The sequence below is a fragment of the Pseudomonas sp. P5_A2_2 genome (assembly GCF_054177685.1).
Genome location: NZ_JBGCUL010000319.1, coordinates 1 through 4,869, shown reverse-complemented (window position 1 = coordinate 4,869; position 4,869 = coordinate 1). Strand labels below are relative to the sequence as shown.

Annotated in this window: 4 protein-coding genes; 1 reads left to right on the top strand and 3 read right to left on the bottom strand. The window is 62.0% G+C overall.

Translation table 11 applies throughout. From position 1 onward, the window contains the following. The coding region (locus ACXRVY_RS17305; protein ID WP_458237845.1) for a LuxR C-terminal-related transcriptional regulator at window positions 1-519 on the top strand (519 nt) is incomplete at its 5' end. A 110-nt stretch (window positions 520-629) separates the two neighbouring features. Here ACXRVY_RS17305 and nahK read toward each other — a convergent pair. From nahK to ACXRVY_RS17290, 3 genes are all read right to left on the bottom strand, one after another. Then, window positions 630-3,263, bottom strand: coding sequence for a hybrid sensor histidine kinase/response regulator NahK/ErcS' (gene nahK, locus ACXRVY_RS17300; RefSeq protein ID WP_458237844.1), 2,634 nt, complete (start codon window positions 3,261-3,263; stop codon window positions 630-632). After that, window positions 3,193-4,350, bottom strand: coding sequence for a nitric oxide-sensing protein NosP (gene nosP, locus ACXRVY_RS17295; RefSeq protein WP_223461945.1), 1,158 nt, complete (start codon window positions 4,348-4,350; stop codon window positions 3,193-3,195). Before nosP ends, nahK begins: the two co-directional genes overlap by 71 nt. Window positions 4,351-4,595: 245 nt before the next feature. Beyond that, on the bottom strand, window positions 4,596-4,869 hold a 274-nt coding region (locus tag ACXRVY_RS17290), incomplete at its 5' end, for a porin (RefSeq protein ID WP_458237843.1).

Below are 4,869 nucleotides of genomic sequence, written 5' to 3'. Positions count from 1 at the left end.
GACCTGATCCTGCTCGACCTGAACATGCCCGGGATGCACGGGCTCAATGGCCTGATCAACCTGCGTAACGAAGCGCCGACCATTCCGGTGGTGATTGTCTCCGCCGAGCAAGACAAACAGATCGTGCTGCAAGCCATCACCTACGGTGCGGTGGGTTTCATCACCAAATCGTCACCCCGCGCCCAGATGACCGACGCCATCCAGCAGATTCTCAATGGCAATGTCTACCTGCCTCCGGACATCATCCGCACCGCCAAAAGCAGCACCCACCGGCGCATGAATGACACCCCGAGCTTTCCGCCCGAACTGCTCCAGGCCCTGACCCGCAAGCAACTGCAGGTGCTGGAACGCATGACCAAGGGCGAATCGAACAAGCAGATCGCCTACACCCTGGAAATCGCCGAGACCACGGTCAAGGCCCACGTCTCGGCGATCCTGCGCAAGCTCAACGTGCACAACCGGGTGCAGGCGATCCTGAGTGCCGGGGATATTGATTTCGGGTCTTATCTGCGGCGTTGAGTCAACAAGACCGCGTCGCTCTTATCGCGAGCAGGCTCACTCCTACAGGATTGCGATGTACCTGTAGGAGTGAGCCTGCTCGCGATAGCGGTGGCAAAAACGCCGAGATCTCAAGGCCGGCCAAGCAAATGACTCATCGCCGTCTTCAGCTTCATCGGCCGCACCGGTTTGTGCATCAGGGTGTGGCCCAGTTCGCGGATCTGCTGTTTGAGTTCATTGCTGTAGTTGGCCGTGATCATCATCGCCGGAATCGGTGAGGCACGACGGGCATTGATTCTTGCCACCGCATCGATACCGTTCCGGTCGTTGTCCAGGTGGTAGTCGGCGATCAGCAGGTCGGCCTCGGCGTGGTAATTGTCCACTTGCCGTGCCAGGTCCTCCTCCGACAGCGCCGTCACCACCTGGCACCCCCACCCCTCCAGCAAGGTGCGCATGCCGGCACAGATGGTCGCGTCGTTGTCCAGCACCCAGATCCGTGCACCCCGCAGGCGCTCGAGCATCGGCTCGCTCATCTGCAACGTCGGCGGCGGCTTCGGCGCGGTGGCGCTCAACGGGACTTCGACCGAGAACATTGAGCCCCGGCCCGGCCACGAGCGCACATCAATGCGATGCCCGAGAATGCCGGCGATTTTCTCGACAATCGCCAGGCCCAGGCCCAGACCGCGATCCTGATCCGGTCGCTGCACATCTCCGCGCTTGAACTCCTGGAAAATCTCCTCCAGGCGATGCTCGGCAATGCCCATGCCGCTGTCCCAGACTTCGATCGTCAGGCACTGATGATGCCGTCTGCAACCGAGCACCACTCGGCCACTGCAGGTATAGCGAATGGCATTGCTCAGCAGGTTGCGCAGAATCCGCGCCAGCAGCTGGATGTCGCTGCGCACCAGCGCCGAACAACTGATGAAGTGCAGTTGCAGGCCTTCACTGCGTGCCACCTGGGTGTATTCGGCGGCCAGGTTGTCCAGCAGTTCACTGAGGGCGAACGGCGTAATGTCGGCCTTGATCACCCCCGCATCGAGCTTGGAAATGTCCACCAGGGTGCCGAGCAGGTTCTCCACGTCTTCCAGGGAATTGCTCACGTTGCGCACCAGAATCTCGCTGGACATCGGCTCGCGCCGTTCCAGCAAGGCACTGGTAAACAGGCGCGCGGCATTCAACGGTTGCAGCAGGTCGTGGCTGACGGCGGCGAGGAACTTGGTTTTCGACAGGTTGGCCTGCTCGGCTTCCTGCTTGGCTTCGCGCAAGCGAGACTCGACCAGGCGCCGCTCATCGATCTCGCGCAGCAACTGGTCGTTGAGGGTGGTCAATTCCGCMGTGCGCTCGCGTACCCGCAGCTCCAGGTTCTGATAAGCCTGATGCAGCGCCTCCGCGGTGCGGCGGYGTTCGGTGATGTCGCGGATCAGCACGAAAATCCCCACCACCTCGCCACTGGCCAGACGGTTGGGCACATAGGAGCGCAGCATGTAACGCTCCTGGTTGTTGACGTTGGTTTCGGCGAACTCAAAGGTCACGCTCTCGCCGGCCAGTGCCCTGGCCACGTAGGACTCCAGCCGCTGGTAATGCTGTTCGCTGTGCACTTCGCGCAGGCTCTGGCCGAGCATCACGCCGCGGGGCCAGCAGTACCACTCTTCGTAGACCTTGTTGGTGAACTCGTAGACCAGATCGGCATTGAGGTAGGCAATCAATGCCGGTACGTGATCGGTGATCAGGCGAATCCAGTGTTCGCTTTCACTCAGCGCCTCAGCGTGCTGGTAGCGTTCGGTGATGTCGGTGTAGGTGTTGACGAAACCACCGGTAGGCAACGGATGGGTGCGGATTTCCAGGACCCGGCCATCGAACAGGCGCTGCTCACATTCGCGGACCGGTCGTCCATTGCCATCGCGACTGGCCGGAGTCAAAAGGTTCAATTCGCTGTCGGCGATCACTTCGGCAAACGGGCGATGGGCAGCCACCGGTGCCAGGCCGCTCAGCTCCAGGAAACGCCGGTTCCACAGCTCCAGAATGCCCTCGGCGCTGACCATCGCCACCCCTTGGGACAGATTGTCGACCGCCCGCTGCAACAGATGGGACTTCTGCGCCACCGCCTGCTCACGGCGTACGGTTTCGCTGAGTTTGACGTCGGTAATGTCGGTGAACAGAATCACCCGCCCACCTTCCTGGGTCGGCCGCTCGCTGACTTGCAGCCAGCGCCCGTTCTGCAGGCGGTAAAGCAGGTTTTCGTCGGCATGCCCGCGAGGTTCTTCGGTGAACAGGCCGTTGTTCATCATCAACCGCTTGACCTCGGTCAGGCGCATGCCGGCATTGATCCGCACCCGGCTGTTGCTCCAGAACGCCTTGAAGCGACTGTTGAACAGCACGATGCGCTGCTCGGCGTCGAACAGGACGAAGGCGTCGGATATGCTTTCGATGGCATCGATCAGGTGTTGATGCGCCGTTTCCGCGCGCAGGCGGGCTTCGCTGAGCAAATGATTACCGGCCTTGAGTTCGGCCATGGCCTGGTTCAGGGCATCGGTGCGTTCGCGCACTTGCTCGGCCAGCACCACCGAATGCTGGAACGCCGCGTACGGATCGTTGCCGCGGGTCACCCCGGACTCGACCCGTTCGATCAGCGCGCCATTGATGCGCTGCAGTTTATGGTTTTCCAGGCGCAGCCCGGCCAGTTCGGCCTGCAGCTCAGCGATGTCCTGGGGCACGGCCGCGGGCAATGGCAACGCCGGTGAAGGTCTGGTTGATATGCATGCCATTGAACTGTTCTCCATAGGTGTTGAAACCCATCACCCGTTGCTCACGCAAAAACGAGCCGATCTGATCGAGGCTGCCGTCGTCTTCGAGTTCCAGACGCCGCAGGAAACAGTCGCAACCGATGGTCAGCAGCAAATCGCCCAGGCGCTCCTGCAACCCCTCGAACAGGCTCTGCAGGTTCGGCAGCATCGGCCCCGGGGTCATGGCGGTGAGGACGATGCCGTTTTCCACGGCGCAGTAGAAACTCAGGCTCAGGTCCGGATGCACCTGCTGGATGGCCCGCACGTAGTACTGCTGGTTGATCCGCACCGCCAGCGGGTGCGCGGCGAAGACCCGGTGATCGAGTTGCGCCACCGGCACGCCGATGTGCCGGGCGTACTCGGCGGCGGCCGGCTCGGCATTGAGCTCGAAGACCCGGCGCAAGGTGCTGTCGGCCCCGGTAACCACCAGCTTCTCGGCGCGGGGCAGCACGTGGTGGGTGGTGAACACTTCGAAATCCAGCCAGGTGTTGACCAGCACCACCACGGCCGCGCCGCTGTGAAACTCGCCATCGAAGTACACATGGGTATGGGTCAGGTAGTTATCGTCGCCGGCCGAGCCGCCGAAATGCGGAATGTCGCCCAGTGCCGCGCTCAAGGCCGCCAGGACCATTTCTTCACGGCTGGACAGGCCATCGAGCAGGGTCAGGGCAAAGCTGTTGCCCTTGATCGGCGCCAGGGTGTTGCTGCGACAGCCACTGACCAGGCGCTCGACCATTTGCTGGGCGTCGATCAGGCTGAAGTGCTCCATCTGGTCGATCAGCTCGATGGCGATGGAAAAGTGCCGGTGATCGAAGCCCACCGCCGTCACGCAATTGCGCCCGTAGCCCAGCGGAGTGATTTCCCCGGCGCTGGTGCAGCCCGCCAGGCGAATGCCGCCGAAGCTTTGCTGCAAGGCCTGGCCCAGCGCCTGCAAGTCGTACTCGGCGGAACAGAAGAACAGCACGAASCCCAGGTGCGGATGCARCAACTGTCGTGCCAGTTCCTGCGCGACCTGCCGGGCATCGGTGGCCTGGGACATTGCACTGACGACGCCTTCGCTCTGCTGCATCCTTACCTCCCGCAGGTGCGTGTGTATGAGGCACGAGTGTACGAAGTCTGTGGGGGGCGACGAATGCTACTTGGGTAGCGGGTAACCGCTTCGATGGGATGAGAGAGTTAAAGCTCATACCTGTGGGAGCGAGCTTGCTCCGGGCGGCGTTCCGACGATGGGGCCATCACAGCCAACATCCATGTCGCCTGACACTCAGCCATCGCGAGCAGGCTCGCTCCCACAATTGTTTGTATTCCGGTCAGCTACCAGGTCAGCACCGCGCCCACGGCAAAGGTATCGGTGTCTTCGTTCTGCTCGTCGGTGTCGTGGCCGTTGATTTCGAACTGGTTGTACTCGGCCACCAGCTTGAGGTTGTCGTTCACGTCATGGAACAACGCGATGCCGCGGGTCTCGTAGTCCGCGCCGCTGCCGACCACGCCGTTGCCATCGTCATTGGTCTTGCCGTAGGACAAGGCCAGGCGGTTCTTGCCCAGTTTGTAGGAGCCCTGCAACAGGTAGCCGTCGCTGTCGACGTTG